Source organism: Actinoplanes campanulatus, assembly GCF_014647795.1.
Lineage (GTDB): Bacteria > Actinomycetota > Actinomycetes > Mycobacteriales > Micromonosporaceae > Actinoplanes > Actinoplanes campanulatus.
The window spans coordinates 123,350-146,389 of the sequence record NZ_BMPW01000008.1; the positions used below are offsets into that span (position 1 = coordinate 123,350).

The window sequence follows — 23,040 nt, forward strand, 5'->3', positions numbered from 1 at the left end:
GGTCAGGGCCTCCGCGTGCTGAGGATGACCGGCACCGGGCCGCCGCCCATGCCGGGGCCGCCCTCGCCGTCGAGCGAGCAGCCGCCGAGGTCCTCCAGCGCGGCCGCGGTCTTGGCGTGCGCGGCCGGGATGACGTACCGCTCGTCGTATTTGGCGATGGCGAGCAGCCGGTACATGGCCTCGACCTGGCCGGCGGTCATGCCGATGCCGTCGAGCAGTTCGTTCGCGACGGTGCCGTCGAGGGTGCGGGCCCGCATGTAGGCGCGCATGGCGGCCAGTTTCATCAGCACTCCCCCGGCCACCGCGGTGTCGCCGGCGGTGAACAGCGACGCCAGGTATTCGACGGGGATCCGCAGGTCCTCGATGGTGTGGAAGATGTCGTCGGCGTCGGTGTCGTCGCGGCCGGCGGCGCCCGCGGCGTCCAGCACCGGCGACAGCGGCGGCACGTACCAGACCATCGGCAGGGTGCGGTACTCCGGGTGCAGCGGCAGGGCGATCCGGTACTCGCTGATCAGCTTCCAGACCGGGGAGGCCATGGCCGCCTCGATCCACTCCTCCGGGTGGCCGGCGTCGCGGGCGGCCTGCTGCACGGCCGGGTCGAAGGGGTCGAGGAAGACGCCGCGCTGGGCGTCCAGCAGCTCCTCCTCGGGCACGGTCGCCGCGGCGAGGACGGCGTCCTCGTCGTACCAGAGAATGCCGAGGTAGCGGAGGCGGCCGACGCAGGTCTCCGAGCAGATGGTGGGCTGACCGGCCTCGATGCGCGGGAAGCAGAACGTGCACTTCTCGGCCTTGCCGGTGGCGTGGTTGACGTAGACCTTCTTGTACGGGCACGCCGACACGCACATCCGCCAGCCGCGGCAGCGGTCCTGGTCGACCAGGACGATGCCGTCCTCCTCGCGCTTGTACATGGCGCCGGACGGGCAGGCCGACACGCACGCCGGGTTGAGGCAGTGCTCGCAGATCCGCGGAAGGTGGAACATGAAGGTCTTCTCGAACTCGAACTTGACCTTGTCGGCCAGGCCGCGCAGGTTCGGGTCCTGGTCCATGGTGTCGCCGCCGAGGGAGTCCTCCCAGTTGGCGCCCCACTCGATCGACATGGGTTCGCCGGTCAGCTTGGACCAGGGCTTCTTGACCGGGGTGTCGGTGAGCCCGCCCGGCGCGCTGACCAGGATGTCCTTGTCGAAGGTGGCCGGCTCGTAGTAGTCGTCGATGGTCGGCAGGTCCGGGTTGGCGAAGATCTTTCCCAAGCGAGAAAGACGGCCCCCGGAGCGGAGCACCAGACGGCCCTTTCCGTCCAGCTTCCAGCCGCCCTTCCAGCGTTCCTGGTCCTCGTAGTGCTTCGGGTAGCCGATGCCCGGCTTGGTCTCGACGTTGTTGAACCAGACGTACTCGGTGCCCTCGCGGTTGGTCCACGTCTGCTTGCACGTGACCGAGCAGGTGTGGCAGCCGATGCACTTGTCCAGGTTCATCACCATGGCGACCTGCGCTCTGATGCGCATCAGTACTCCACCTCCTGCGTGCGGCGGCGGATCACGGTGATCTCGTCGCGCTGGCTGCCGATCGGGCCGTAGTAGTTGAAGGCGTAGGTGAGCTGGGCGTGCCCGCCTGCCAGGTGGGTGGGCTTGACCAGCAGCCGGGTCATCGAGTTGTGGTAGCCGCCGCGCCGCTTCGACTTCTCGGCCTTGGGGACGTTCACCGTGCGCTCCGGCGAGTGGTACTGGAAGACGGTGCCCTCGGGCATCCGGTGGCTGACCACGGCACGGGCCACGACCAGGCCGTTGCGGTTGTGGGCCTCGATCCACTCGTTGTCGCGTACCCCGATCTTGGCGGCGTCCTGGACGCTCATCCAGATGACCGGGCCGCCGCGGGACAGGGCCAGCATCAGCTCGTTGTCGTGGTACATCGAGTGGATCGACCACTTGGCGTGCGGGGTCAGGAACCGGACGGTCACTCCCCCGTCGACGGCGTCGCCGGGCTTGCCGAAGTGGCGGGCCATGTTCAACGGCGGCCGGAAGGCGGGCAGCTGCTCGCCCAGCTCGGCGACCCAGTCGTGCTCGACGAAGAAGTGCTGGCGGCCGGTGATGGTGTGCCACGGCTTGAGCCGCTCGACGTTGATGGTGAACGGCGAGTAGCGGCGGCCGCCCTTCTCCGAGCCGGACCACTCCGGGCTGGTGAAGACCGGCTGCGGCGCCTCCTGGGTCTCGGAGTAGGTGACCCGGTCGTTCTCGTGGCCCTCGATCAGGTCGGTGAACCGCTGGCCGGTGCGCTTCTCCAGCTCCTGGAAGCCGGCGTGCGCGACCCGGCCGTTGGTGGTGCCGGAGAAGGAGAGGATCGCCTCACACATCCGGTCGGCGGTGGCCAGCGACGGCCGCCCGTCGATCACCCCGTTCTGGTGCTTCAGGTAGTCGACCTCCGGCTTCACGTCGACCGTGATCGCCTTCGTGGTGGTGCCGAGTTTCTCCATGAGCGGGCCGACCGTACGCATCTTCTTGCCGATCAGCGTGTAGTCGCGCTCGATCTCGATCAGCTTCGGCATGGTCTTGCCCGGCTGAGGCGAGCACTCGCCGAACTTCCAGTCGCGGACCCGGCCGCTGGGCATGGCCAGCTCGTCCGGGGTGTCGTGCTGCAACGGGGCGGCGAGCACGTCCGTGCGCACGCCGAGGTGGGTGACGGCCAGCTCGCTGACCTTGTCGGCCAGGGCCAGGAACGTGTCGTAGTCGGTGTGCGCGTCGGCGGGCGGCTCGACGGCCGGGCTGAACGCGTGCACGAACGGGTGCATGTCGGTGGTCGAGATGTCGTGCTTCTCGTACCAGGTGGCGGCCGGCAGGACCACGTCGGCGTGCAGGCCGGTGTTGGTCATGCGGAAGTCGATCGCGGTGAGCAGGTCGAGCTTGCCGACCGGGGCCTCGTCACGCCAGGTCACGTCACGGGGCCGGTTCTCCGGGTCGCATTCGGTCGCGGTCTCCAAAGAGGAGACGCCGAGCAGGTGGCGCATGAAGTACTCGTTGCCCTTGCCGGACGAGCCGAGCAGGTTGGCCCGCCACAGGGTCAGGCAACGGGGGAAGTTCGCCGGGTCGTCCGGGTCCTCGGCGACCGTACCCAAAGTGCCGTTCTCAAGGTTCTTGAGAATGTAATCCTGGACGGTCTCCCCCGCCGCCGCAGCCTGATCAGCGAGGTCGAGCGGGTTCCGGTTGAAGAACGGGTGCCCCGGGCTCCATCCCATCCGCTGCGCGGCGGCCACCGTGTCGGCGAACGCCATCCCCGCGAACCGCCCGGTGCCCAGTGGGGACGCCAGCTCGTCGGCCGGGACCCGCTCGTAACGCCACTGGTCGGTGTGCAGGTACCAGAACGGGGTGGACGCCTGGTGCCGCATCGGCCGCTGCCAGTCGAAGGCGAAGCTCATGTGCTGCTGGCCGGTGACCGGGCGGGCCTTCTCCTGACCGACGTAGTGCGCCCAGCCGCCGCCGTTGACACCCTGGCAGCCGGTGAGCGTGACCAGCGAGATGAACGCGCGGTAGGTCATGTCGGAGTGGAACCACTGGTTCGCGCCGGCCCCGAGGACGATCATCGACCGGCCGCGGCTGCGTTCCGCGTTGCGGGCGAACTCCCGGCCGATCTTGATGGCGAGCCGGGCCGGAACCCCGGTGATCTTCTCCTGCCAGGCCGGCGTGTTCGGCGACTCGGCGTCGTCGTATCCCGTGGGCCAGGAACCCGGCAGATCGCCGCGGCGCACCCCGTACTGGGCCATGACCAGGTCGAACACGGTGGTGACCAGATGATCGCCGACGCGCCGGACCGGGACGCCGCGGCGGATCGTCGAGCCGCCCTCGGTGTCGCCGACGTCGAAGCGGGCCAGTTCGACCTCGGCAACGTCGTCGGACACCAGTCCCAGGGAGGGGACGACGTCCCCGAGGTCGAGGTTCCAGCGGCCGGGCTCGGCGTACCGGAAGCCCAGCGAGCCGTTCGGGACGACCAGCTCACCGGTGTTCGCGTCGACCAGCACCGTCTTGTGCTCGCCTTCGGTGTGGCCCAGGTCCGCGGCGGTCAGGAAGCGGTCCGCCTTACCGTCCACGATCGTCACCAGGAACGGCAGGTCGGTGAAACTACGGGCGTAGTCGGTGAAGTAGTCCACCTGCCGGTCGCGGAAGAACTCGGTCAGGACCACGTGACCCATCGCCATGGCCAGCGCGCCGTCGGTGCCCGGGTGCGGCGCCAGCCAGTCGTCGGCGAACTTCACGTTGTCGGCGTAGTCCGGCGACACCGCCACCACCTTGGTGCCCTTGTAGCGGGCCTCGGCCAGGAAGTGCGCGTCCGGCGTACGGGTCACCGGGATGTTGGAACCCCACATCATCAGGTAGGTGGCGTTCCACCAGTCGCCGGCCTCCGGCACGTCGGTCTGGTCGCCCCAGATCTGCGGGGAGGCGATCGGCAGGTCGGCGTACCAGTCGTAGAAGCTCAACAGGGTGCCGCCGAGCAGCGCGTGGTAGCGGGTGCCGGCCGCGAACGACGCCATCGACATGGCCGGGATCGGCGAGAACCCGACCACCCGGTCCGGCCCGAACGTCTTCACCGTGTAGACGTGCGCGGCCGCCATCAGCTCGATCGCCTCGTCCCAGGACGCCCGCACGAACCCGCCGCGCCCCCGCTGCCCCTTGTAGGCCATCGCCTTCAGCGGCGTCTCCACGATCTCGGCCCACGCGGCCACCGGGTCACCCAGCCGCTGCCGCGCCTCCCGGAACATCTCGGCCAGAACACCACGGAGGTACGGGTGACGCACACGCGACGGCGAGTACTCGTACCAGGAGAAGGAGGCCCCACGAGGGCAGCCGCGCGGCTCGTAGTCGGGCGCGTCCGGTCCCGTCGTCGGATAGTCGGTGGCCTGGTGCTCCCAGGTGATCAGCCCGTCCTTGACGAACACGTTCCACGAGCAGGAGCCGGTGCAGTTGACGCCGTGGGTGGAGCGCACCACCTTGTCGTAACGCCACCGGTCGCGGTAGAACGAGTCCCACTCGTTGCCGTCGACCTGGTGCAACGTGCGCCCGTGGTCACCGATCGTCTCTCGGGTCAGAAAGCGGCGCGCGCCCAGAAGTGGGCCGGTCCCGGGGTCCAGTGACACGGTCATCGTCCTTCGTGGTGGTTCTGCCCGGCGGTCGCCCGGCACACCCCCACCCTTTCCGACTGAAGCCCGCTTGACCTGAGCCGCCGGTCCCGCAACGGCCGGGACCAAGGTCCCGGACTCGCAGGGCCAGAGTCCCGCGTATTCATCGACCCCATGAACGGCCAGGGCCGGTGGCCGAACACGGTAGCCGCCGCGTGAGTGGCCACCAGGGCCGCAGGCCGGGTGGGCGACCACGACACCGCAAGTGTCGTGCGCTCACCAACCCCGCCGAAGCAAAGCGCGGACCTCAACCACGAGAGATCTCTTGCGGTGGCAGCGTTTCCATCGGCTAGCGTCGGGGCGTGCCAGAGATCCGCCCCTACCGGCCCGGCGACCGCCGCGCCCTCTACGACATCTGTGTCCGCACCGCCGACGCCGGCGGCGACGCCCGCGGCCACTACTCGACCGACGACCTGATGGGCGACCTGTTCGCCGCGCCCTACGCCCACCTGGAACCGCACCTGGCCTACGTCGTCGACGACGGCGGGGAGGCGGTCGGCTACGTGGTCGGCACGTCGGACACCGCCCGGTTCGCGGAGCGTTACCAGGACGAGTGGATTCCGCTGCTCGGCGACCGCTACCCGGTGCCGCCGCCCCCGCCGCGCACCCCCGAGCAGGACATGCACTGGCTGCACCACCATCCGGAACGGATGCTGGTGCCCGGCCTCGACGGCTTTCCCGCCCACCTGCACATCGACCTGCTGCCGCCCTATCAGGGCCGCGGTCTCGGCCGCCGTCTCATCGAAACCTTCATCGGTGCGGTCGGCGCGCCCGGCGTCCACGTCGGCATGGTGACCGCGAACGTGAAGGCGCGCGGCTTCTACGACCGGCTCGGCTTCGCGGTGCTCCCGGTCCCCGATCCCGGCCCGCTCACCTATCTCGGCCTCAAAACCTGAAACCCCCAGGCCGCCGGTCGCGCGATCACCGGATCCGGTCGCGGTCCTCGTCCCCAAGCAGCGGGCCAGAGTGCCCTATTAGCCGGATTTAAGGCTTTCAGGCGTTCGTGCGCCATGGCCGCCACCGGATAACCGGTGCGTGACCCCGCTGAGCTCGATCCCGTTCCTGGGAGCAGAGAATCGAACAGCTGGGCGTTGGAGAGTGGCACCGTGCCGCATGAAGCGACACAGATTCCGCGGCCGCGGGGATGGCCGCCACCGCCGCCCACGCCGCCGCCTACGCTGCGCCGCCGTTGGCCGCTGAAGGTCCGTGTCGCGTTGTTGCCGCTCGTGGTGCTGGGCATCGGCGCGGTGACCGGCGTGGCCGTCGCCACGACGCGAACCGTCCGGCAGGAGCGACAGCCGCACGGCCACGAGTTCCGGGCGAGCAGCAGTGCGCCTGACGCTTCGGCGGCGAGGACCGCCACCGCGACACCCGCAACGAGCGCGTCGCCGGCCCGTCCCACCGCTTCGCAGTCATCATCCCCACCGCCGAAGCGGTCACCCGATCCCGCGGTCTCCGCCGGCTCACCGCCGACGCCTTCGCACAGCCCGTCACCGCCGCCGGCCGGGGCCGTGACGCTGACCCTGAACGGCACCCGGCTGACCGTGACCGGCCTGCCCGTGGACACCGGCGTCGACATCGTCGTCGGCAGCAGTCCATGCGGCCGGGTCGAGGCTTCCTCCGGGACGCTCGACATCGGCGGGTGCCTCGCGGACGCCTGTCGACCCAAGGTCGACATCCGGGCACTCGACGCCGGCCGACTGATAGGCACTACATCGATCGATCTACGGCCGCTCGGAAAGGCACTAGCCGGTCTGGGGTGTGAGCTGAGCCGCCTCCCTGTCATAGGAAAGGTGATCTCGTGAAGATGCCGGAGAAGCTGGGCCGGGCTCTCGCGGTCGTGCTACCGATGGCGGTCTTCGCCGCCACGTTCACCGGAGGTCACACGCGCGGTGGCATCCAGTGGATCGCGGTCGGCATCGCCGCGCTGGCGACGGGTAGCACAGCCTGGCTCGGCATCCGGCGCGAACTGCGTACCGGTTCGGCGAATCGCCGACTGAACGCCACCCTGCAGCAGTTCGCCGCGCTGCAACCGATGCTGGACAACCTGAAGAGCGTCAGCGCCGCGGTCACGTATTCCGGCGTGGTTGACGCCGAGCAGGGGCTTCGGCGCCAGGCGCTGCAGATGCTCGTCGATCGGACCGGCAAACAGGTGGACGAATCCACCAGAATGCGATCGCTGTTCTACCGATGGGACGGCACGATCTATCGGTTGGAGCAACCCTATGCCGGGCGGCGAACCCTACGGCCCCGCGAAACCTTCGACCCGGCGGCAGAGAAACAGGCTTTCCGCAGCGTCCACGATCTGGCCGCGGCCTTCGAGTCCCGTCTGCTCCCCGATGTGACGAAGGCCGACGGCACCCACTTCGAGCAGTACCTGAACTGCGCCTACCGCTCGGTCATCTCGGTCGCGGTCCACCACGACGGCGTGAACTACGGCATCCTGATGATCGACTCTGATGTGCCCGATTCGCTGACCACCGCCGACCTCGAGTTCGCCCAACTCGTGGCGGCCGCCATCGCCGCCGGGCGGAGCCGGGTCGAGGTACGGGCGGCGGCGGGAGGCTCCCTGCCCGGCCCGTGACGGGTTCGTCCCGCCCGATCATTCGCCTGGCACCGAGGAGCAGTGAACGCCATGATCAACGACTTTTCCGCGGCGGCGCCGCCGCCGAACGGACGACGAACCGGCCGACCGCGGCAGGTCCAAGCTCCCGAACTGAGGCCGCCCGAACCTCTGCCACCGACCGACGCCACCCCGGCCACGACCAGCGCCGCCGCCGAGACCGCCGAGCCGACCCGCTGGGTCCGGCAAGCGGTGATCTTCATCGCGGCGGCGGCGGCCGTGCTCCTGGCATTCCTTCTGCCGGCCGGCCCGGCCGCACTGGCCGGTACGATCGGATCCAGTGTGCTCGGCCTGATCGCCGCGGTGTTCCCCGACCGCCCCCGGCGCGGCTGAGTGGACCGAGGTCAGCCCGCGCGCTTGACCGCGGTGGCCGGGTCGCCGGCGATACCAACGGTAAGCACCGCCCAGGCGAGCCGGGCTCGCACGTCGCCACGGCAGGCGCTGATCACCGCGCTGGCCACCGCGAGCAGGGTGAGCAGAATGCGCACCTCGACGCTGAAGTCGGTGGCGGTCTGCGAGCCGGACTGCAGCGCGCACGGTAACAGGACGTGCCCGAAAACCCGGTTGTCGCCCGAAAACACCAGCACCAGCGTGCGCCGATGGAAACGCGCGAGAGCCAGCGGAAGCTAAACCTCCGCCCCGGGTGATCGCCTCAGCCTGACTGGGCAGAGCTGTCCTGCGGGCAACTCACCCATATGATCTTGCAATGCTCTTTCACGTCCACTACCTGATCCGACGCATCATCGGCGGGCCGTTGCCGCCCATCCCCGAGTTCGACGCCGATGTGCAGCTCATGATCAAGGATGAGGTACTGCGCGAGGCGCGAGCACGGCTGTTGCGTGACGGCGACTGGCGCGCCGCCAAGCAGGCGATCGAGGCTGCAGGCGACGACTGGGCGCTGCGCGGCTACCGGCTAGGGGTCTTCGCCGGCCTGGCCGAGGACGACGCCAAGTGGTTCGACGACTGGGTACGGGCCGAGCCGTCACATCCGGCGGCGGCGCTGATCTGGGCGAAAGTTCTTGCCGGGCGCGCCAGCCGGGCCCGTGGAGACGCTTCGGCCGCGAACACGTCGAAGGAACAGTTCCACAGTTTCCACGTCCTGTCGGAGAGGGCCGCGGAGGCCAGTCAGCGGGCGCTCGAACTGTCCGATCCGCGGGACCCGGCTCCGCTGATCAGAATGATGTCGTCCTGCTTCGCCGCCGGGGCCGGCTCGCTGAACGAGGTCTATTCCGAGGCCCGGCGCCGCGACCAGCACAACTTCGACATGCACGAGGTCGCCGTCATGCTGACCTGCGAGAAGTGGTATGGCTCGCACGAGCTGATGTTCGACATCGCGCGGACGGCAGCCGACGCGGCGCCGCCCGGACACAAGACAGTGCTGCTGCCGCTATTCGCCCACTTCGAGTACGCGATGCGCGAGTTCGCCTGGGACGACCGCAGCAAGAAATCTCAGCGAGCAGTCCGCAGGTACTTCCGCCGACCGGAGGTGCAACGGGACATCGACGGATGGATCGCGAAGTTCCGTTCGGCGACGCCGACGTCGCAGCAACTCTCGCAGGTGCGGCAGTGGATGGCGGTGTACTACAGCCTGATCGGCCGCCGGAAGGCAGCTAAGATCGCCTTCGACGAGATCGGCCAGTACGTCACCCGGTTCAACGAGTGGGGCTGGTTCTGGGGCGACATGGAGTACGGCTTCATGAAGAGCTGGTGGTGGGCGAACGGCGTCGGCGGAGCCTGATGCGGCGAGCCTGGACATTGACCGGACATGGGGCTGGCTCGGTTTCGTCTTGGCAGCCACTACCTCCAGGCCGGCAGTCGGTGGAGCCGTTCGACCTCGACGAGCAGGGCGGTCAGGTCGGCGACGGCGGTCCAGACGTCGAGCGGAGTTCGGTCGCCCGGGACCGTCGATGCGCAGAGCGGTGCGGAGCACGTCCCGGGGTGATGCGGTGACCGTTATCGGTACGGGCTGGAGCACCCTACAACGCAACGACAGCCGTCCCGCCCGCTCCGCGCGAACGCCTTGCCGCGCCGGGCCGCAGTGTGCCCACCAGCGCCATTGCATGGCTTCCCAACGCGCTCGAACGCGCGATAGCGTGATCGGACCATTCCATTGTGATCACTGTCCGCGATGCGAGGCCGGCCTCATGAGCAGACCCGTCCAGATCCAGTTGCCGACCGGCGAGATCGTCTGGGCCCGGCTGGAGAGTGCGGGCTCCGGGCCGTCCGACGTGTCGTCGGTCAACAAGGTCCTCCAGGTCGATGTGGACGAGTTCCGCAACACCATCCGCGGCGTCTCGCACAGCCTGCGCGCCGCCATCGACGACCTGGTGCCGGATCAGGTGCAGATCGAATTCGGCCTCGAACTGGCCGTGAAGACCGGCAAGATCACCAGCATGCTGGCCGAGGCGGGCGGCAAGGCCACGGTCAAGGTGGCTCTCACCTGGTCCGGCAAGGCCCCCACCGAGGCTGTCGTCACTCCCCTACCTGCGGCCGACGACGAGGGTTGATGCGATCACGGCCGCCCTGTTCGAGTTCGGCCCGTTCTTCCGGCGCCATCTCCTGGTACTTCTGCCAGAGCGTCTCGATGTCAGCGCCGATTTCGTCGCCGTACACGCTGCTTGCGGCCATCTGGCGTAGCGAGGCGCCGTCGAGCACGTCGCGAGCCATCTCGCGCACCTTGCCGTTCTGGTGATCGAGCAACGCCCTGAGTAGCTCCCTGATCTCGGCGGCCAGGCGGACATTGCCGTGCGCGATGTCGAGGATCTCGTCAGACATGGGCGCCTGCCCCGGCCAGCGGGTGATCGTAGCCGGCTCCGCCACCGATAGCGGAGAGTTCAACCTCGTCCAGGTCGCTGAGTGAGCTGTCCAGCAGTGACCGGAACCCTTTCACTGCCGAGTCCGCGTAGGCGAGGTACTTCGTGACCTGCGCCCACATCGCAAGCATGTTGGCCGCCTCGGCGGCTGCGACGCCATACCCCACCACTGCTCCACCACCCGTCAATGACGTGGCAGTGCCGGCGGCGGCCGCCACGCCCGCGATGATGGCGGCATCGCAGATACCCTTGATCAGGCCGCCGATGGCGTCACCGGCCTCCCACACGGCGTTGGCCATGGTCCGGTATTCCTCGCCCATCTTCGCCAGTGGAGCCCGCAGTTGGTCGACGGACGTAGCGAAGTCGGTGAAATACCGATGGGCCTGCTCTCCGGCGTTTCCTTCCCAGTAGCCACCGTGCAGTGCGGTTGCCCCGGCCTGAATGTTGTAGGCGAGATCGTGCACGGCGGTTGACGCGTTGGTTAGGACTTGCTGCATCTGGGCGAGCATCTCCCAGTCGCCGACGAGCTTGTTCTGAACTTCCTGAACCGGGTCAAACCCAAGAATGATGTCGAAACCCTTCATCATCCAAGCGGTGGGGCTGATGTAGTCCATCCATCCCAGCTTGTTGACGGGGCCTTCGGGCTCCAGGTCCGGCTTCTTGAGGTGCTGCTCCGGCATTCTAGAATCGCTGAACGGTAGGGGCGGGCACACGGCGATCTCGTGCTCGATCGCTGTTGGGCAGTACTCGCCGCTCTCCGGGAGTGTGCGGTCGAGTTCGATCGCTGCCTGCAAGGTTTCTTTTCGGTAGTGCTCTGCGGCTGCCCGCAACTCCGGCATCGCGCTGTCCAGAACCGAGGCTATCCCGTTGAAGGTGTTCTGGATTACCTCCACGGCATGCTTGTTTCCCTCAGCGGCGATGGCATAAAGCTCCCCCGCCAGTCCCGTCCGTGGCGTTTTTGACGATGTAGTCACTAACAGCGCGGGAATCGTCTCGTGCTCGCCCCAGCTGGCCGGCGTAAGAAATGAGCGCCTGCGGTTCCACCTTCAAGGCGCTCATGAGCTGTTCCCAGCTACGATCGCCAATCCTGCCAGCCCGAGTGCGGTGAACGCGACCGCTGTCAGCAGAAGCCAGAGGTTCAGCCGAGGGCGCGAGCGGCTGAGGTAAACACCTACACCGCAGACGCCGCCCACCACATTCGCCAGAGAAGGCAGCAGTCTTGCGCCGTCACTCTGCCCTCGTGAAAGGGACACCACGGCGACGAGGCCCAGGAAGACGCACAGAGCAGCGATAGTCGATCGCACGTTCCAGTAGGCGATCCGCTGGAGTCTTCCCACCGACTCCTGATACTTTGCTGCCGCCGTATGCCGCTCCTCAGGCGTGCCGCGCCTCTTCCGACCGCTGTTCTGTGCCATGACAGAGACCGTAGCGATCGATGAGCCTGATCACTGTCCCCCGTGGCGTGGTTAGCATGAGCTGCGAACCCTCGGTTGCCGGTGAACCGACGAGCCGTGAAGGGCGTTAGGCCGTTGACAGCCAGGCAGGGTCCAGCCCCGGCGCCACAGCGCCACGAGGAAATCCTTTCCCACGTTACGCGTTGGTATCTTGATTCCGCGAGCTGCCGATATCTGGCCGGATCAAATCTCCTGTCAACATCCCCATCGATGCCGCTATTGAGCTCGACGATGGCAGGCGATTGCGGGAACCGGCGGAACGGTCGTCGTGCGATTGAGGGCGGCGTCGTGCGTACCGGAAAGGAAGGTCACGGTGGGTGAGTGGCGTCGCCCACCGTGACCAGGACGGTCAGTCGCCGGAGAGGTCTCGGCGGATGGACCAGGCGGCTATCGGCAGCGAGGCGGCCGTCCAGATGGAGACCCAGAGCAGGCCGCGGGTGGAGCCGCTGGCGGCGGCCAGGAAGGCGCTGAAGATCATGTCGCCTTCGAGCTGGTAGAGGATGCCTTCGACGAAGAGCAGCCAGCCCAGCCAGCCGGCGATGAGCCACAGCGGTCTGCGGACGATCGTCGCGTTGGCCACGCCGAAGACCGCCAGCAGTGGGGAGACCAGCAGCGTGGCCAGGTAGCGGTCGGATTCGCCGGAGGCGACGACCGCGATGCCGCTGACCGCGACCAGGACGACGCCGAGGGCCATCGCCACCATGGACTGTGCGGCCAGGATCCTGAGGCGGTGGGGTTCGCCGAGGAAGAGCAGCATGGCGGTGCGGTGCTGGTAGTGCTGGCAGGTGACCATGACGGCGATGCCGAAGGTGCCGATGCCGGCCATCAGGGCCCAGAACTCGTCGCTCAGGTAGCCGGCGCAGGCGGCCACGATGCCGAGGCCGATCAGGGCGAGCACCGAGGCGCGGACGGTGGCGGTGCGGTAGAGCTCGCTGCGCAGTACGGCGATCATCGGGCCTCCGCCACGCTCAGGAAGACGTCTTCGAGGTGCTGGGTCTCGGCGACGAGTTCGTAGATCGGGATCCGCTGTTCGAGGGCGATGTCGCCGGCCTGTTCGGGACTGAGGCCGGCCACCCAGAGGGCGCGGCCGTCGGTGGCGACCGAGGCGCCGGCCTGCTCGTACGCCGTGGTGAGCCGCTCGTGGTCGCCGCCGCGGATGCGCAGCTGGGTGCCGGCGCGCAGTTCGTCGAGCGGGCCGGCGCGCAGCACCCGGCCCTCGCCGATGATGACCACGTCGTCGACGAGCAGTTCCAGTTCGCTGAGCAGATGGCTGGAGATCAGCACGGTGCCGCCGGCGTAGGCGTGGTCGCGCAGCAGCCCGCGTAGCCAGGCCATACCGGGCGGGTCGAGGCCGTTGGCCGGTTCGTCGAGGATCAGCACGGACGGTTCGCCGAGCAGGGCGGTCGCGACGGCGAGGCGCTGGCGCATGCCGAGCGAGTACTCGCCGGAGCGTTTGCCGCCGGCATCCTCGAGGCCGACGTACTCGAGCAGGGCCGTCGCCCGTTCCCGGGAGGCGCCGCTGAGTTTGGCCTGGGTCATCATGTGGGCGTAGCCGGTCTGGCCGGGGTGGCTCAGTCCCTGCTCCAGGACGGCGCCGACCTGCCGTAGCGGGTTCTTCAGGTCCCGGTAGCGGCTGCCGTTGATCAGCGCCTGGCCGCGGGTGGGCCGGGTGAGGCCGAGCAGCATCCGCAGCGTGGTGCTCTTGCCGGAGCCGTTGAGCCCGAGCAGGCCGGTCACCCGGCCCGGGGCGGCGGTGAACGTCACGTCGCGGACGGCGTCCACCCGGCCGTAGGTCTTCGTCAACTCACGGGTTTCGATCATCGCGAAGATTATCAAGGACCGTGTCAAGTCACCTAGCGTCACGAATCGGTAACGACTGATTTCAAGAAGGCGTCGACGATGTCGTCCAGGGTGGGCAGAGCCCCCTCCGTGCCGGGGATCCGCGCGATCGTCGTGGTGTCGCGAATGGCGGCCAGCGCGAGCAGCAGCGCCTCCCGGAAGCCGGGGGTGCGAGCGTAGCCGGGCAGGGCCTGCTCCGCGACCCCGACGATCCGGTGGGTGACGGCGGTGAGCGTCGAGGCGGTCATGGCGGCGGTGCCCGGATGGGTGCGGGCCAGCACCAGCAGCTCGGCCACCACGGCCAGCACCGGCGACGAGTAGCTGTCCCACATCCGGCGCAGCAGCAGTTCGGCACGCTGCCGTTCGGTGGCACCCTCGACCGGCCGGGACGCCTCGTCGAGCAGCCTCGTGGCGAGCCGGTTGATGGCCCCGTCGATCAGTGCCGTCTTGGTCGGGAAGTAGTGCTGTTGCAGGCCCTGGCTGACCCCGGCGAGCTGGGCGACGCCGCGCGTGGTGGTGGCCGCGAACCCGACCGTGGCCAGGCTCTCCAGGGTCGCGTCGAGGAGCGCCGCGACGGCCTGCTCGCGGCGCTCGGCGCGGGATGCCATACCGGGATCCTAGCTTTTCAAGTCACGTGACTTGGTTTAGCCTCCCGGGCAGACTCGTCGAGGAGGAACCCATGGGCGCCGGACTGTCCCGCCTGAGCACCATCTACCGCCAGGGCGCCCTCGGGCGGCGGCCGGCCGTGCCGGCCGACTTCGCCGAACTGGAACGCCGTGCCGAGCGGGCCAGCAGCGCCAAGGCGTGGGCGTACGTGGCGGGCGGCGCCGGTGAGGGCCGGACCATGCGCCGCAACCGGGCCGCCTTCGAACGCTGGGCCATCATGCCGCGGATGCTGTCCGGCCATGTCGAGCGGGATCTGTCGGTGGAGTTGCCCGGCGGCCGGCATGACACGCCGGTGCTGCTCGCCCCGGTCGGCGCGGGCGCGCTGATGGGCGCCGACAGCGACCTGAAGATCGCCCGGGCGGCGGCCGCCACCGGCACCGCCTACGTCTTCTCCAACCAGGGCTGCAACCCGATGGAGGACTGCGCCACCGCGATGGGTGACGTGTCCCGCTGGTTCCAGCTCTACTGGAGCAAGGACGAACAGCTCGTGGACAGCCTGATCGCGCGGGCCGAGGCGGCCGGGGCGGCGGCGCTGGTCGTCACCCTCGACACCACCGTCCTCGGCTGGCGGCCGCAGGACCTGAACCTGGGCTCGCTGCCGTTCAGCCGTGGCCAGGGCATCGCGCAGTACACCTCGGACCCCCGGTTTCGGGAGATCGTCGCCGGGCGGCCCCCGCAACCGGCCGCAGAGGTGACCCTCGGCGCGATCCGCACCCTGCTCGCGATGACCCGCAACCACCCCGGCGGGTTCTGGAGCAATCTGCGGTCACCGGCGCCGCGGGCGGCGGTCGAGACCTTCCTCGACATCTACTCCAACCCCGGCCTGAGCTGGGAACATCTGGCCACACTGCGGGGCCGGACCCGGCTGCCGATCGTGCTCAAGGGCATCCTGCACCCGGACGACGCACGGCGCGCCTTCGACGCCGGCGTGGACGCGATCGTCGTGTCGAACCACGGCGGCCGGCAGATCGACAACGCGGTCGCCTCGCTGGACGCGCTGGTCACCATCCGGGCGGCGCTCGGCCCGTCGCCGGCACTGCTGCTGGACAGCGGCGTCCGCACCGGCGCCGACGTCTTCACGGCGCTGGCGCTGGGCGCGAACGCCGTGCTGCTGGGTCGCCCCTACATGTACGGGCTCGCCATCGCCGGCCAGAGCGGTGTCGAGGACGTGATCCGCAACGTGATCGCCGAACTCGAGCTGACGATGGCGCTGGCCGGCGTCCCGGACATCGCGTCGATCAACCGGGACTGCCTGGTCGAAGCGTGACCCCGGACCTCCGGATCGTCCCGGCGCTGACCGCCACGAACGCGGCCAGCGCCACCGGGATCCACAGCGCGGCGGTCAGGCCGACCACGGTGGCCGCCGCGCCGATGGCGATCGGGCCCATCAGGAAGCCGACGTAGCCGATGCTCACCACGGTCGACAGGGCGCGCCCGGCCCGCGCCGGATCGATGGCGGCGGCCGCGGAGAAGAACTGCGGCGCCACACCGGACAGGCCCAGCCCGAGCAGGCCGAACCCAGCGACCCCGGCCGGCGGGCTCCCGGCCAGCAGCCCGGCGCCCAGCCCCGCCGCGGCGATCACCCCGCTGGCCCGGACCAGGACGACCGGCCCGAAGCGGGCGGCCAGCCGGTCCCCGAAGACCCGGCCGACGGTCATCATGATCGCGAAGGCGGCGTAGCCGTAGGCCGCGAACGCCTCCGCGCTGCCCAGCTCGTCGCGCAGGTAGACGGCGCTCCAGTCGGCCGCCGCGCCCTCGCCGACCAGGGTGCACAGCACCACCACGCCGAAGAACAGCAGCCACGGGTCGCGGCTCCTCTCCTCCACCCGGGCCGCGGGCGCCGGGGTGGACGGCAGCACCCAGCGGGCCGAACACGCCGCCCCGGCCAGCACCACGAGGCCGACCGCCAGCAGGGTGGCGCCCACACCGATGCCGAGGTGGGCGAAGAGGCCGCCGAGCAGCGCGCCGGCGAACCCGCCGATGCTGTAGACGGCGTGGAACGACGTCATCACCGGCCGCTCCATGGCGCGCTCGACCTCGGCGGCATTCGCGTTCATCGCGATGTTGAGCGTGCCGTGCCCGGCGCCGAACGCGAACAGCGCGATCGACAGGGTCACCAGGCCGCCCGCGAACCCGGGCGGGATCAGCAGCAGGCCCTCCAGGATCGCGGCCGGCACGAGCACCCGGGAACTGCCGAACCGGTCGGTCAGCCGGCCGATCAGCGCCATGCCGGCGATGCAGCCCGCCGCGAAGGCCAGCAGAGCGATGCCGAGCCGGCCGTCGGTCAGCCCGAGCCTCTCCTTGACCGCCGGGATCCGCGCGGTCCACACCCCGAGAGCCACCCCGAACAGCAGGAAGACGAGGGAGGTGGCGATCCGGCCACGGCGCACGAGATCCATGGTCAGCACAGTAGAGGCACCCTCTGACAGAATCGCCGCATGTCGATCATTCGATCACTGGCGCCGCTGCTGCTGTTGACCGGATGTGCCGCGCGGACACCGGAGCCGGAACCGGAACCGGCGCAGACCGCGCCCTGCCCGGCGGTGATCGACCACGTGGCCGAGCCGCCCGCGGGCTACCGCGTGGTCGGCGAGAACATCGCGCTGCCCGATGAGGACACGGTTCACCAGCCCAGCGAGTCCGGGCAGGAGGGACCGGCCCGGCTGTTCGCCAAGTTCGGCCTGCTGGTGCGGGCCGGCACGACCACCGAGCTGAGCCTTCCGCCGGAGTGGAGCGAGCGGGCGCGGATCGGCTGGGGCCAACAGGAGCCGGCCATGTCGCAGACGGTCACCGGCTGCCCGCCGGGATGGGGTGACGGCGCGTGGTCGGTCTTCGCGGGCGGCGTCTCCGTGATCGAGCCGGACTGCGTGCCGATCCGGGTCGGGCCGGACGCCACGGCCGAAGTGTCCATCGGGACCCCGTGCAGTCGGCCCGGCGGATAGAGGCCGTCCGTCCCTGACCGCGGGGGATACCGCCGGGAAGGCTCGACGGCATGGTTCAGACACTCCTCAGCCTGGTCGGCCTGACCCTCATCGGCGCCGCCGTGATCCTGGTCCTCCAGGGCTTCGCGGGCCGTCGCCAGGTGACCCGCGAGCTGGAAGACCAGCGCATCCGCTTCCCCTCCGACGGTCTGCCGGCCGCCCTCGTCGGGTACGCCGGACGGCCGGTGCGCACCGGCACGGAGGCCCGCGCCTACTCCGAGATGATCGGCGAGCACGTCCGGTCGGCGACCGGCGGCCGCACCTACGCCGAGGTGACCGCCGAGGCGCAGCGCAACGCCGGCGACGAGAAGCTGGGCCGGCTGCGCCAGACGGCGTTCATGGGCGAGACGCTGCGCGGGGCGCTGCTCGGCGCCTATCAGGCCTGGCAGGTCACCCTGCTGGTGATCGGGCTGGGCGTGCTGTGCGCCGCCATCGGAGCGGGTTTTCTGGTCATGGCACTGCGATGAGCCCTTCTTGTACGATCGTACTTGTACGTTCGTACAAGAGTGGATCGAGGGCTCACCGTGCACTACGTCCTCCTGGGCGGCGCCATCGCCGCCGAACTCATCGCCACCAGCCTGATGAAGGCGACCGACGGATTCACCAGGCTCTGGCCGACACTGGCCGTCCTCGCCGGATACGTCATCTCCTTCGTCCTGCTCGCCCAAGCCGTCAAGGGCATCGAAGTGGGTGTCGCCTACGCCATCTGGTCGGCGGTCGGCACCGCCGCGATCGTCGCCATCGGCGCGGTCTTCCTGGGCGAGCCGCTCACCACCGTTAAGGTGGCGGGCATCGCCCTCATCATCGCCGGAGTCGTCATGCTCAACCTCAACGCCAGCGGGGCCCATTGACCGCGCCGCGCCGCCCGCAGCGGGCCCGTGACCCCGAGGCCCGCCGGGCCGCCCTCGCCGCCGCCAGCATGGAGGTCATCGCGGAGAACGGCGTCGGCCGCACCACGCACCGGGCCGTCGCCGCCCGCGCCGGGCTCCCGCTCGGCGCGACCACCTACTACTACCCGACCCTGGACGATCTCATCGCGGCCGGGCTGCGGCACGCCCTCGACGGCCTGCGGTCCGACCTGCTCGCCTGGGACGAGCGGCTGCGCGACGCGACCGACATCGCACAGACCCTCACCGACCTGGTCCGGGAGTATCTCGCCGACCGCCGCCAGGTCCGCATCGAGTACGAGCTGTGCGTGGCCGCCGCCCGGGACACCGCCCTGCGGCCACTCGCCGAAGCCTGGATGGAGGGCCTCCCGGAGATCGTGGCGGCCACCTTCGGCGCGGAGGCGTCCCGCAACATCTGCGCCCTGCTCGACGGTTTCATCCTGGAGGCGCTGGTCACCGGCCGCGAACTGGACGCGCCCCGGCTCACCTCGGCCATCCGCAGACTGGCCGCCTGAACTGTCACATTCCACGGGATCCACATCGTCCTTCACCCATGAGACTCTTCTCGATCGGTGAGGGGCCACCGCTGGTCCTGCTGCACGGTCTGGGCTCCACCCGGGCCGCCTGGACGCCGGTGCTGGACCGGCTCGCCGCCACCCACACCGTCCACACCGTCGATCTGCCGGGATGCGGCGACACGCCACCGCTGCCGCCCGGTGTCGCGCCGGCCCCGCGACGACTGGCCGAGGCGGTGGCCCTCATGCTCGACCGGCACGGCGTGGACACGCCGCACGTCGCCGGGCACTCGCTCGGCGGCTGGGTCGCCCTGGAACTCGCCGCGCTGCGCCCGGTCGCCTCGATCACCCTGCTGTCCCCGGCCGGCCTGTGGCGGCGGCGCACCCCGGCCTACTGCACGGTCAGCCTGCTGCTCACCTGGGCCGGCTGCCGGTACGCCCGCCGCCCGCTGACCGCCCTGGTGGGATCGGCATGGGGCCGCCGCCTGCTGTTGTGGCAGTTCCACGCGAGCCCCGGCCGGATCAGCCCGGAGGTCGCCCGGCGGGGCATCGCCGACCTGGGCCGCGGCCCCGGCTTCCGGGCCACACTGCGGGCCACCCGGCGGATCCGCTACCGCCCCACCGAGCCGCTCACCATGCCGGTCACGCTGGCCTTCGGCATGCGGGACCGGCTGCTGCTGGCCGGACAGTCCCGGCACACCGGCCAGTTGCCGGCGCACACCCATCGGGCCGACCTGCCCGGCGCCGGCCACGTGCCGATGGACGACACCCCCAGCCTGGTCGTCGCGGCGATCCTGGACACGACCGTCGCCCGGCGATGACCGCCGACGCCTGGACCGCCGCCCGCCCCCGCCTGGTCCGGGTCGCCTACGCCATCCTCGGTTCGGTCGCCGAGGCCGAGGACGTGGTGTCCGAGTGCTGGTTCCGGCTGGCGCGCGCCGGACCGGTGCACGACGTCGAGGCGTGGGCCGTGGTGACCGTGACCCGGGCCGCGACCGACGTGCTGCGGTCCGCCCGGATGCGGCGGGAGACCTACCCCGGGCCGTGGCTGCCGGAACCGGTGGTGACCGCGGACCCGGCCGACCGGATCACCCTCGACGAACGGATCGGCTACGCGCTCCTGGTGGTCCTGGAGTCACTGACCCCGGCCGAACGCACCGCCTGGGTGCTGCACGACCTGTTCGGCCTCCCCTTCGAAGAGGTGGCGACGGTCGTCGGGCGCACTCCCGCGGCGGTCCGCCAGCTCGCGGTCCGGGCGCGGCGGCACGTGCGCGACCGTACCCCTCGCCTCGACATCGACCCGGACCAGCACCGCCGGGTGGTGCAACGCTTCCTCGCGGCCGCCGCCGGCGGCCGCCTCGGCGACCTGGTCGCCATGCTCGACCCGGACGCCGTGGTGACCAGCGACGGCGGCGGCCGAACCGGCAACGCGCGCCGCCCGGTGCACGGCGCGCCGCGGGCCGCCCATTTCCTGCTCGCCCTCGCCGCGAAGGCCGAACCACTCACCCCGGTCACCGTGAACGGGCTGCTCGGCATGGCGGTCCACCGCGACGGGCGGGTCGACACGATCATCGCCTTCACGGTCGCCGCCGGCCGGATCCAGCGGGTCGACCTGATCCGGGCCCCGGACAAACTGGCCCGGATCCAGCGGACGGAGCCCGGCTAGTTCCTGCCGGTGACGGCGGCGACGGCGAGGGGCTCGGCGATCATCAGGGCGGCGCACTCGTCGGCCGGCAGGGGTTTGGCCATGAGATAGCCCTGGCCGTAGCGGTAGCCCATGTCCCGCAGCCGCTCCAGCTGGGCCCGGCTCTCGATGCCCTCGGCGACCGCCTTGAGATCGAGGTGTTCGGCCAGCTGGGCGACCGCCGCGGCGACCGCGAGCCGGCCCCGGTCGGCGCCGGCGGCGATCCCGTCGACGAACGACTTGTCCAGCTTCAGCACGTCCACCGGGAACGCGCGCAACAGGCTCAGCGACGACTGGCCGGTGCCGAAGTCGTCGAGGGCCAGCCGCACCCCCATCTCGTGCAGGTCGTGCAGCGTCTCGTTGACCTGCGGCCCGTCGGCCACCGACGACTCGGTGACCTCGATGATCAGGTGGTGCGGGGTGAGCCCGGTGTCGCTGAGCACGGCGGCGACCTCGTCGACGAAGCCGGCCTCGCGCAGTTGGCGGACCGCCACGTTGACGTTGATCGCCTCGACCGCTCCATCCTTCAAGGAGTCCCGCCAGCGGGCCAGCTGCGTGCAGGCCTCCCGCAGCACCCAGGCGCCCAGCGGCACGATCAGGCCGGAGCGCTCGGCGACCGGGATGAAGTCGGCGGGCGAGACGAAACCGCGTTCCGGGTGCTGCCAGCGCACCAGCGCCTCGGCGCCATGCATCCGGCCGGTGACCAGGTCGTACACCGGTTGGTAGAGAAGCCGCAGCTGGCCGCCCTGGATGGCGTCGTGCAGCTCGCCGGCGAGCCGGGCGTGGCCGGTCATGTCCTGGCGCATCCGCGGCTCGAACCGCACCCAGGACGCCTTGCCGGCATCCTTGGCCACGTACATCGCGATGTCGGCGTTGCGCAGCACCTCGTCGGCGGTCTCGCCCGGTTCGGCGACCACCACGCCGATGCTGGCGTGCAGCATGAACCGCTGTGCCTCGACCGGCAGCGGCCGTCCGACGGCGTGCTGGAAGCGGGCGGCGGCGGCCTCGATCCCGGCCGGGTCGCCGGACGGCAGAAGCACCGCGAACTCGTCGCCGCCGAGGCGGGCCACGCACCCGCGGTCGCCGTCGGCGCATCGCCGCAGCCGTTCGGCGAGCCGGGCCAGCAGCTGGTCGGCGGCGGCCGGCCCGAGCGTGTCGTTGACCATCTTGAAGTCGTCGATGTCGATCAGCAGCACGGTGGCGGGTCGCCCACCGGCCAGGCGGTCGGTCAGGGCCAGGGTGAATCCGGTGCGGTTCGGCAGGCCGGTCAGGTGGTCGCTGAGCGCCAGGCGTTCCAGTTCGGTCTGCTGGTGGCGGACACCACGCAGCGCGAGCTGGTTCTCCCGCAGGCTGAGCAGCTGGCGGGCGACCATGATGGCGGCGATCAGCACCGCCCCGATGATCACGGCGCGGCCGCGCATGTCCAGGTCGCGGGCGGAGACGACGATGACCAGCACGGCGGTTCCGGTGACCGCGACGAACTGGAGCGGGCCGCCGATCGACCAGCGCGGCCGTTTCGGCGGCTGCACGTCCAGGACCAGGCTCTGCCGGTAGGCGGCCATGCAGATGCCCAACCCGACCAGCGGGTAGCCGAGCACCGACAGCAGCAGCATGCCGGTCTCGGTGCCGCCCAGGATCAGCATCACGGCGACCAGGCCGGCCAGCGGCCCGATGGTCAGCACGGCCAGCGCCACCGGGTCGACGCGGCCCTCCGGGCTGACCGCCGCCTTGCCGAACACCACCAGCGCCAGCAGGCAGCCGACGCCGACCGCGCCGGCCGTGATCAGGGTGCCGCCCGAGGTGCCGTCGGGAACGGCGTCCAGCACCACGTAGGTGAAGAACACCGTGCCGGCGACGCCCACCGCGATGCCGTCGAGCAGCAGCCGCGCCCAGTCCAGCCGGGTCCGTGGAACCAGCGGGACGTGCCGGAACGCCAGCATCGCCAGGCCGAGGCCGATCAGCGTGGGGATCGCCTCGTAGAGCGGCATGCCGGGGGCGCCGACGCCGCCGTGGACCATGTTGGCGACCGTGCTGAGCACCAGGCTGGCCGCGGTGAGCGCCCAGAGTGCCCAGAATCCGCGTACCGGGGGCATCGGGGCGGCCAGGCGGCTCACACGCCAGCAGGCGAACGCGGCCGCGCAGAGCACGACGGTGCCGCCCAGGTTCCCCCAGACGCGATCATCGGCGTCACGCACGGCGAGCCAGGCGAGCACGGCCACGATCGTGGTCAGGCTCACGATCAGGGGTACGCGCAGTGCCCGGTCCGATCCGCTCATCTCGGTTGTCGTTTCGGCATCCGGGCCGATCTCCTGAGCCGTCCGGCTCCGGGCTTGCGCCGGTTCGACATGATCGTCACCGTGGCACTGATGGCGATCATGCTCGTTGCGGCTCGCCATGATTTCCACAGAAAATACGAAATA

General features: G+C 70.2%; 24 protein-coding genes. 13 read left to right on the forward strand and 11 right to left on the reverse strand.

Features of this window, described 5'->3' with window-relative positions:
* Positions 1-2 precede the first annotated feature (2 nt).
* Positions 3-1,499, reverse strand: coding sequence for a nitrate reductase subunit beta (narH, locus tag IEZ13_RS17010; protein ID WP_183218654.1), 1,497 nt, complete (start codon positions 1,497-1,499; stop codon positions 3-5).
* Positions 1,499-5,122: a nitrate reductase subunit alpha gene (locus tag IEZ13_RS17015; RefSeq protein WP_183218655.1), complete on the reverse strand. Its 3,624-nt coding sequence runs from the start codon at positions 5,120-5,122 to the stop codon at positions 1,499-1,501. Before IEZ13_RS17015 ends, narH begins: the two co-directional genes overlap by 1 nt.
* 338 nt (positions 5,123-5,460) lie before the next feature.
* Between IEZ13_RS17015 and IEZ13_RS17020 the strand changes: the two genes are divergently transcribed.
* The 4 genes from IEZ13_RS17020 (at position 5,461) to IEZ13_RS17035 (ending at position 8,114) form a co-directional block, all read left to right on the forward strand.
* The gene (locus tag IEZ13_RS17020) at positions 5,461-6,054 is read left to right on the forward strand and encodes a GNAT family N-acetyltransferase (RefSeq protein WP_183218656.1); all 594 of its coding nucleotides are present in this window, start codon (positions 5,461-5,463) and stop codon (positions 6,052-6,054) included.
* 615 nt (positions 6,055-6,669) lie between these two features.
* A complete protein-coding gene (locus tag IEZ13_RS17025; protein WP_183218657.1) occupies positions 6,670-6,963 on the forward strand; it encodes a hypothetical protein in 294 nt (97 codons plus the stop codon).
* Positions 6,964-6,965: 2 nt separating this feature from the next.
* The gene (locus tag IEZ13_RS17030; protein ID WP_189285746.1) at positions 6,966-7,742 is read left to right on the forward strand and encodes a GAF domain-containing protein; all 777 of its coding nucleotides are present in this window, start codon (positions 6,966-6,968) and stop codon (positions 7,740-7,742) included.
* A 51-nt stretch (positions 7,743-7,793) separates the two neighbouring features.
* The gene (locus IEZ13_RS17035) at positions 7,794-8,114 is read left to right on the forward strand and encodes a hypothetical protein (RefSeq protein ID WP_183218659.1); all 321 of its coding nucleotides are present in this window, start codon (positions 7,794-7,796) and stop codon (positions 8,112-8,114) included.
* An 11-nt stretch (positions 8,115-8,125) separates the two neighbouring features.
* On the opposite strand, the gene IEZ13_RS17040 is transcribed toward IEZ13_RS17035, so the two are convergent.
* Entirely contained in the window at positions 8,126-8,362 is a 237-nt protein-coding gene (locus IEZ13_RS17040; protein WP_183218660.1) for a hypothetical protein, read from the reverse strand.
* A 125-nt stretch (positions 8,363-8,487) separates the two neighbouring features.
* Between IEZ13_RS17040 and IEZ13_RS17045 the strand changes: the two genes are divergently transcribed.
* Positions 8,488-9,519, forward strand: a complete 1,032-nt coding sequence (locus IEZ13_RS17045) for a hypothetical protein (protein ID WP_183218661.1) — start codon at positions 8,488-8,490, stop codon at positions 9,517-9,519.
* A gap of 406 nt (positions 9,520-9,925) precedes the next feature.
* Positions 9,926-10,288, forward strand: a complete 363-nt coding sequence (locus IEZ13_RS17050) for a CU044_2847 family protein (RefSeq protein ID WP_183218662.1) — start codon at positions 9,926-9,928, stop codon at positions 10,286-10,288.
* Here IEZ13_RS17050 and IEZ13_RS17055 read toward each other — a convergent pair.
* The 6 genes from IEZ13_RS17055 to IEZ13_RS17080 all read right to left on the reverse strand — a co-directional run bounded on the left by IEZ13_RS17055 (position 10,254) and on the right by IEZ13_RS17080 (position 14,495).
* Entirely contained in the window at positions 10,254-10,556 is a 303-nt protein-coding gene (locus tag IEZ13_RS17055; RefSeq protein WP_183218663.1) for a hypothetical protein, read from the reverse strand. The genes IEZ13_RS17050 and IEZ13_RS17055 overlap by 35 nt on opposite strands.
* Complete coding sequence (locus IEZ13_RS17060) at positions 10,549-11,487, reverse strand: WXG100 family type VII secretion target (RefSeq protein ID WP_183218664.1); 939 nt, start codon at positions 11,485-11,487, stop codon at positions 10,549-10,551. The genes IEZ13_RS17055 and IEZ13_RS17060 overlap by 8 nt, the downstream gene beginning before the upstream one ends.
* Positions 11,488-11,649: 162 nt before the next feature.
* Complete coding sequence (locus IEZ13_RS17065) at positions 11,650-12,009, reverse strand: hypothetical protein (RefSeq protein WP_183218665.1); 360 nt, start codon at positions 12,007-12,009, stop codon at positions 11,650-11,652.
* Positions 12,010-12,397: 388 nt separating this feature from the next.
* Complete coding sequence (locus tag IEZ13_RS17070) at positions 12,398-13,000, reverse strand: hypothetical protein (RefSeq protein WP_183218666.1); 603 nt, start codon at positions 12,998-13,000, stop codon at positions 12,398-12,400.
* Positions 12,997-13,869: an ABC transporter ATP-binding protein gene (locus tag IEZ13_RS17075; RefSeq protein WP_183218667.1), complete on the reverse strand. Its 873-nt coding sequence runs from the start codon at positions 13,867-13,869 to the stop codon at positions 12,997-12,999. Before IEZ13_RS17075 ends, IEZ13_RS17070 begins: the two co-directional genes overlap by 4 nt.
* A 38-nt stretch (positions 13,870-13,907) precedes the next feature.
* On the reverse strand, positions 13,908-14,495 hold the full coding sequence (locus tag IEZ13_RS17080) for a TetR/AcrR family transcriptional regulator (RefSeq protein WP_183218668.1): 588 nt from the start codon (positions 14,493-14,495) through the stop codon (positions 13,908-13,910).
* A gap of 71 nt (positions 14,496-14,566) precedes the next feature.
* On the opposite strand from IEZ13_RS17080, the gene IEZ13_RS17085 reads away from it, so the two are divergent.
* Positions 14,567-15,820, forward strand: a complete 1,254-nt coding sequence (locus tag IEZ13_RS17085; protein WP_183218669.1) for an alpha-hydroxy-acid oxidizing protein — start codon at positions 14,567-14,569, stop codon at positions 15,818-15,820.
* Here IEZ13_RS17085 and IEZ13_RS17090 read toward each other — a convergent pair.
* The gene (locus IEZ13_RS17090; protein WP_183218670.1) at positions 15,792-16,952 is read right to left on the reverse strand and encodes an MFS transporter; all 1,161 of its coding nucleotides are present in this window, start codon (positions 16,950-16,952) and stop codon (positions 15,792-15,794) included. The two genes, IEZ13_RS17085 and IEZ13_RS17090, sit on opposite strands and share 29 nt — an antisense overlap.
* A gap of 39 nt (positions 16,953-16,991) precedes the next feature.
* On the opposite strand from IEZ13_RS17090, the gene IEZ13_RS17095 reads away from it, so the two are divergent.
* From IEZ13_RS17095 to sigJ, 6 genes are read left to right on the forward strand one after another with little or no spacing between them, the layout of a single operon-like run.
* On the forward strand, positions 16,992-17,495 hold the full coding sequence (locus IEZ13_RS17095) for a hypothetical protein (protein WP_183218671.1): 504 nt from the start codon (positions 16,992-16,994) through the stop codon (positions 17,493-17,495).
* 50 nt (positions 17,496-17,545) lie between these two features.
* Positions 17,546-18,001, forward strand: a complete 456-nt coding sequence (locus IEZ13_RS17100; RefSeq protein ID WP_183218672.1) for a hypothetical protein — start codon at positions 17,546-17,548, stop codon at positions 17,999-18,001.
* A gap of 39 nt (positions 18,002-18,040) precedes the next feature.
* Entirely contained in the window at positions 18,041-18,385 is a 345-nt protein-coding gene (locus tag IEZ13_RS17105) for a DMT family transporter (RefSeq protein ID WP_275407710.1), read from the forward strand.
* Positions 18,382-18,936 carry a TetR/AcrR family transcriptional regulator gene (locus IEZ13_RS17110; protein ID WP_229794748.1) on the forward strand — a complete coding sequence of 185 codons (555 nt, stop codon included), beginning with the start codon at positions 18,382-18,384 and terminating at the stop codon, positions 18,934-18,936. Before IEZ13_RS17105 ends, IEZ13_RS17110 begins: the two co-directional genes overlap by 4 nt.
* A gap of 38 nt (positions 18,937-18,974) precedes the next feature.
* Complete coding sequence (locus tag IEZ13_RS17115; protein ID WP_183218673.1) at positions 18,975-19,757, forward strand: alpha/beta fold hydrolase; 783 nt, start codon at positions 18,975-18,977, stop codon at positions 19,755-19,757.
* Complete coding sequence (gene sigJ / locus IEZ13_RS17120) at positions 19,754-20,602, forward strand: RNA polymerase sigma factor SigJ (RefSeq protein ID WP_183218674.1); 849 nt, start codon at positions 19,754-19,756, stop codon at positions 20,600-20,602. Before IEZ13_RS17115 ends, sigJ begins: the two co-directional genes overlap by 4 nt.
* Here sigJ and IEZ13_RS17125 read toward each other — a convergent pair.
* A complete protein-coding gene (locus tag IEZ13_RS17125; protein ID WP_183218675.1) occupies positions 20,599-22,896 on the reverse strand; it encodes a putative bifunctional diguanylate cyclase/phosphodiesterase in 2,298 nt (765 codons plus the stop codon). The genes sigJ and IEZ13_RS17125 overlap by 4 nt on opposite strands.
* Between the last annotated feature and the right edge of the window lie 144 nt (positions 22,897-23,040).

What these genes read in the sequence shown, in the direction of transcription:
- IEZ13_RS17070 (WP_183218666.1), bottom strand. Translation starts at nt 13,000, where the DNA reads ATGATCGCCGTACTGCGCAGCGAGCTCTACCGCACCGCCACCGTCCGC.
- narH (WP_183218654.1), bottom strand. Translation starts at nt 1,499, where the DNA reads ATGCGCATCAGAGCGCAGGTCGCCATGGTGATGAACCTGGACAAGTGC.
- IEZ13_RS17115 (WP_183218673.1), top strand. Translation starts at nt 18,975, where the DNA reads ATGAGACTCTTCTCGATCGGTGAGGGGCCACCGCTGGTCCTGCTGCAC.
- IEZ13_RS17050 (WP_183218662.1), top strand. Translation starts at nt 9,926, where the DNA reads ATGAGCAGACCCGTCCAGATCCAGTTGCCGACCGGCGAGATCGTCTGG.
- IEZ13_RS17015 (WP_183218655.1), bottom strand. Translation starts at nt 5,122, where the DNA reads ATGACCGTGTCACTGGACCCCGGGACCGGCCCACTTCTGGGCGCGCGC.
- IEZ13_RS17080 (WP_183218668.1), bottom strand. Translation starts at nt 14,495, where the DNA reads ATGGCATCCCGCGCCGAGCGCCGCGAGCAGGCCGTCGCGGCGCTCCTC.
- IEZ13_RS17030 (WP_189285746.1), top strand. Translation starts at nt 6,966, where the DNA reads ATGCCGGAGAAGCTGGGCCGGGCTCTCGCGGTCGTGCTACCGATGGCG.
- IEZ13_RS17075 (WP_183218667.1), bottom strand. Translation starts at nt 13,869, where the DNA reads ATGATCGAAACCCGTGAGTTGACGAAGACCTACGGCCGGGTGGACGCC.
- IEZ13_RS17065 (WP_183218665.1), bottom strand. Translation starts at nt 12,009, where the DNA reads ATGGCACAGAACAGCGGTCGGAAGAGGCGCGGCACGCCTGAGGAGCGG.
- IEZ13_RS17035 (WP_183218659.1), top strand. Translation starts at nt 7,794, where the DNA reads ATGATCAACGACTTTTCCGCGGCGGCGCCGCCGCCGAACGGACGACGA.
- IEZ13_RS17090 (WP_183218670.1), bottom strand. Translation starts at nt 16,952, where the DNA reads ATGGATCTCGTGCGCCGTGGCCGGATCGCCACCTCCCTCGTCTTCCTG.
- IEZ13_RS17125 (WP_183218675.1), bottom strand. Translation starts at nt 22,896, where the DNA reads ATGAGCGGATCGGACCGGGCACTGCGCGTACCCCTGATCGTGAGCCTG.
- IEZ13_RS17055 (WP_183218663.1), bottom strand. Translation starts at nt 10,556, where the DNA reads ATGTCTGACGAGATCCTCGACATCGCGCACGGCAATGTCCGCCTGGCC.
- IEZ13_RS17095 (WP_183218671.1), top strand. Translation starts at nt 16,992, where the DNA reads ATGTCGATCATTCGATCACTGGCGCCGCTGCTGCTGTTGACCGGATGT.
- sigJ (WP_183218674.1), top strand. Translation starts at nt 19,754, where the DNA reads ATGACCGCCGACGCCTGGACCGCCGCCCGCCCCCGCCTGGTCCGGGTC.
- IEZ13_RS17085 (WP_183218669.1), top strand. Translation starts at nt 14,567, where the DNA reads ATGGGCGCCGGACTGTCCCGCCTGAGCACCATCTACCGCCAGGGCGCC.
- IEZ13_RS17100 (WP_183218672.1), top strand. Translation starts at nt 17,546, where the DNA reads ATGGTTCAGACACTCCTCAGCCTGGTCGGCCTGACCCTCATCGGCGCC.
- IEZ13_RS17045 (WP_183218661.1), top strand. Translation starts at nt 8,488, where the DNA reads ATGCTCTTTCACGTCCACTACCTGATCCGACGCATCATCGGCGGGCCG.